The sequence below is a fragment of the Saccharomonospora saliphila YIM 90502 genome (assembly GCF_000383795.1).
GTDB lineage: Bacteria > Actinomycetota > Actinomycetes > Mycobacteriales > Pseudonocardiaceae > Saccharomonospora > Saccharomonospora saliphila.
Window position 1 is genome coordinate 1 of record NZ_KB912698.1, and the last position, 3,866, is coordinate 3,866.

The window sequence follows — 3,866 nt, forward strand, 5'->3', positions numbered from 1 at the left end:
CGCATCCCCGGGCGGCGGGTGGCCGTGCTGCTCGACCCCGACGACGTGGGCCGGGTTCTCACCCGCACGCCGTCCCCGTTCACCCCGGCCACGCGGGAGAAGCGCGCCGCGCTGGCGCACTTCCAGCCGCATGGGGTCCTGGCCAGCCCGATGCCCGTGCGCGCGCCGCGCCGCCGGTTCAACGAGGCGGTCCTGGAGAGCGGGCACGACACGCACACCTTGGCCCCCCACTTCGCCCGGGTCGTACGGGAGGAGACGGCCGCGCTGCTCGACGGCCGTTCCACCCTCGACTGGGACGCCTTCGCGGTGGCCTGGTGGCGGATCGTGCGGCGCGTCGTCCTCGGGGACCACGCCCGCGACGACGATGTGCTCACCGACCAGCTTGCCGCTCTGCGCTCGCGCGGCAACTGGGCGTTCCTGACGCGCCGGTCCACACGGCGGCGGGAACGGTTCCACGCCCGGCTGGCCGCGCACCTCCGTCGCGCCGAACCCGGCAGCCTCGCGGCGGTGGTCGCGGAGCACGGCGCCGACACGGGCGTCCACCCACACGGGCAGGTGCCCCACTGGCTGTTCGCGTTCGACGCGGCGGGCATGGCGACCCTGCGCACGCTCGCACTGCTGGCCACCGATCGCGAGGCGGCCGTGCGAGCGCGCGCGGAGATCGAGGCCGACGACCGGCTCCCGTTCGTGCGGGCCTGCGTACTCGAGGCGGTGCGCCTGTGGCCGACCACCCCCGTGCTGCTGCGGGAGAGCACCACGGCGACGTCGTGGCACGGCGAGGTGCTCCCGCCCGGGACGCTGTTCGTGGCGTTCGCACCGTACCTGCATCGCGCCCCGGAACTGGTGCCCTTCGCGGACCGGTTCCGGCCCGCCGCCTGGCTGGGCGATGCCGTGCCGGAGGGTGACGTGCCGGAGGGTGACGTGCCGGGCGCGGTCGAGGGCTACCCCGGGCTCGTGCCGTTCAGCGCGGGACCGGGGCAGTGCCCGGGGCAGCATCTGGTCCTGCTGCTCGCGAGCGCGACGCTGGCCGAACTCCTGCGGGGCGGGAACTACCGGCTGCGCGCGCCACACTCACTGCGGCGGCGCGACGCCCACGACCGGCTGCCCGCCACGCTCGACCACTTCAGCCTTGCGTTCGCCCGTAGCCCCGCCGAGTCGGGTCACGAGGCGCGCGGCAACTCGCGGTGACCGTCGGCGGGGTCGGCGGCGCACGAGCAGCCGCCCTCGACGCTCTCGCACTCGATGACCAGCGTGTGCCGCACGACCTCGGTGGCGACACAACCCGCGTCGGTGCACTCGACGACGCCGTCGGCATGCCGTACCAGCGTGCCGTGGCAGTGGTCGAGACCCATCCGGCAGTCCGCGCAGCTCATGGTCTCCTTGGTAACACCCTCTGCCGCCCGGGTCGACGGCGACACGCCCCGGGGAGAGGTGAGCGGCGTCGCGTACGGACCCGCCTGCACCGCGACCGGTGAACGAGTGCCGCCATAGGTGCACCTTTTCGTCACTGACTCACCGGACGGCCTTGACCCCGCACACCGGCGATGTACCGTTTTCCCTAGGAGCGTGTCCTTCCTTACTGCGGTAGCACGGTTCCGTGAAGTGGAAAGGTGGAGGCGTATGCTCGGGTCGACGGTCGTCGACGCGCTGGTGGGCGCGGTCGGCGAGCAAGGCGTGATCTCCGACCCCGTGGGCCTGCGCAGCTACGAGTGCGACGGCCTCACCGGGGTCCGGCAGGCGCCCTCACTCGTGGTGCTGCCCACCGATACCGCGGGCGTGGCCGCCGCCGTCCGCGTGTGCCACGAGCACGGCGTGCCCTTCGTCGCGCGTGGCGCGGGAACCGGGCTGTCCGGCGGTGCGCTGCCCGTCGCCGACGGCGTGGTGATCTCCCTGCAACGGATGCGCCGCGTGCTCTCCGTCGACCCGCTCGACCGGCGGGCGACGCTCCAGCCGGGCGTGACCAACCTCGACATCACGGCCGCCGCCGCGCCGCACGGGCTGTACTTCGCGCCCGACCCGTCCAGCCAGCAGGTCTGCACCATCGGTGGCAACGTCGCGGAGAATTCGGGCGGCGCGCACTGCCTCAAGTACGGCTTCACCACCAACCACGTGCTCGAGATGACGGTCGTGCTGCCCGACGGCGAGGTCGTCACCCTCGGCGGGGACACCGGCGAGCAACTCGGTCCCGACCTGCGCGGGGTGTTCATCGGCTCGGAGGGCACCCTCGGCATCGCGTGCGAGATCACCGTACGGTTGCTGCCCGTGCCGGAGACCGTGCGCACGCTGCTGGCCGACTTCGACTCGATCCGCGAGGCCGGTGAGGTGGTCAGCGACATCATCGCGGCGGGGATCGTGCCCGCTGCCGTGGAGATGATGGACACGCTCGCCATCCGCGCCGCCGAGGAAGCCGTGCAGGCCGGGTACACCCTGGGCACCGCCGCCGCGCTCGTGGTGGAACTCGACGGGCCCTCGGCCGAGTGCGATACCCAGTTCGAGCGGGTCACCGAAATCTGCGAACGGCACCACTGCACGAGGCTGCACATCGCGGGCGACACCGCCGAGCGCGCGAAGATCTGGAAGGGCCGCAAGGCCGCCTTCGCGGCGATGGGCCGGATCAGCCCCGACTACATCGTGCAGGACGGCGTGGTGCCGCGCACCCGGCTCGCCGAGGTGCTGGGCCGCATCGCCGACATGGGCGCGGAGGAGGGACTGCGCGTGGCCAACGTCTTCCACGCCGGGGACGGCAACCTGCACCCGCTGGTGCTCTACAGCGAAGCGGCCGACGAGCAGGACCGCGCCGAGAAACTGTCCAAGCGCATCGCCGAACTGTGCGTCGAGCTGGGCGGGTCGTTGTCCGGTGAGCACGGCATCGGCACCGACAAGGCGTGCTCGATGCCCCGTATGTACGGTGAGACGGACCTCGCCACGATGGACCGGGTCCGTTCCGCGTTCGACCCCGAGCACCTGTGCAATCCGGGCAAGCTACTGCCCACGCCACGCCTCTGCGGCGAGGCACCGGGGCGGTACCGACCGCACCCGCTCGAGGAGGCCGGGGTGATCGAGCGGCTATGACGGCGACGATGCTGGCACCCACCGATCTGCGCACCGCGGCCGAGGCGGTGGCCGACACGGCGGGCCCCCTCGACATCCGGGGGGCCGGGACGGCGACGGGATGGGGCGATGCCGTGCGCCCGACTCCCGCCGTTCTCGACACGAGCCGGATGAGCGGTGTGCTCGCCTACAACCCCGCCGACATGACGGTCTCCGTGCGGGCGGGTACGCCCCTGCGGGAGTTGCGGGAGGAGCTGGCACCACACGGCCAGCGGGTGGCGTTCGACCCGCCCCGGGTGCGGCGGGGCGCCACCGTCGGCGGGCTGATCGCCACGGCGGACGCGGGGCCGCTGGCGCTGGCCCACGGATCGATGCGGGACCTGGTGATCGGCGCGACCGTCGTGCTCGCCGACGGCACCGTGGCCCGCACCGGAGGGCATGTCATCAAGAACGTCGCGGGCTACGACCTCGCGAAGCTGCTGCACGGCTCCTACGGCGCGTTCGCGCTGCTCGCCGAGGTCGTGCTGCGACTGCACCCCGTGCCCGCGGCCACCCGCACCGTCAGCGCCGAGTGCCCGCTGTCCGAGGCCGCTGAGCGGGCGCGGTCGGTGCTCTCGGGCGCCGCCGGTTGTCCGAGGCGCTCGGGTTGCCGTTGATCCGCTTGCAGTGCCACGAGGGAATCGACGCGGGGCAGGGCGCTGTACGAGTGGGACTTCCCGCGGCAGCTGCTGCACCTGCGCGCGCTCGAGGCCGTCGAGGGCGGTCGGATCGACGTCGATACCGCCGAGCAGTCCCTGTACACGGAGCGGTTCCTG

The 3,866-nt window shown here is 73.0% G+C and carries 3 protein-coding genes and 2 pseudogenes; 4 read left to right on the forward strand and 1 reads right to left on the reverse strand.

The window, feature by feature from the left end; genetic code table 11:
* On the forward strand, positions 1-1,188 hold a 1,188-nt coding region (locus tag SACSA_RS0115630), incomplete at its 5' end, for a cytochrome P450 (RefSeq protein ID WP_019818570.1).
* On the opposite strand, the gene SACSA_RS0115635 is transcribed toward SACSA_RS0115630, so the two are convergent.
* Positions 1,161-1,373 (reverse strand): hypothetical protein, encoded by a 213-nt coding sequence (locus SACSA_RS0115635; protein WP_028661923.1) that lies wholly within the window; start codon positions 1,371-1,373, stop codon positions 1,161-1,163. The genes SACSA_RS0115630 and SACSA_RS0115635 overlap by 28 nt on opposite strands.
* A 247-nt stretch (positions 1,374-1,620) precedes the next feature.
* Between SACSA_RS0115635 and SACSA_RS0115640 the strand changes: the two genes are divergently transcribed.
* From SACSA_RS0115640 to SACSA_RS26895, 3 genes and pseudogenes are all read left to right on the forward strand, one after another.
* Positions 1,621-3,072: an FAD-binding oxidoreductase gene (locus SACSA_RS0115640; protein WP_019818572.1), complete on the forward strand. Its 1,452-nt coding sequence runs from the start codon at positions 1,621-1,623 to the stop codon at positions 3,070-3,072.
* A pseudogene (locus tag SACSA_RS23260) lies at positions 3,069-3,671 on the forward strand (FAD-binding oxidoreductase); the annotation flags it as partial. The gene SACSA_RS0115640 and the pseudogene SACSA_RS23260, both read left to right, overlap by 4 nt.
* An 8-nt stretch (positions 3,672-3,679) precedes the next feature.
* Positions 3,680-3,866, forward strand: a pseudogene (locus tag SACSA_RS26895) (AAA family ATPase); the annotation flags it as partial.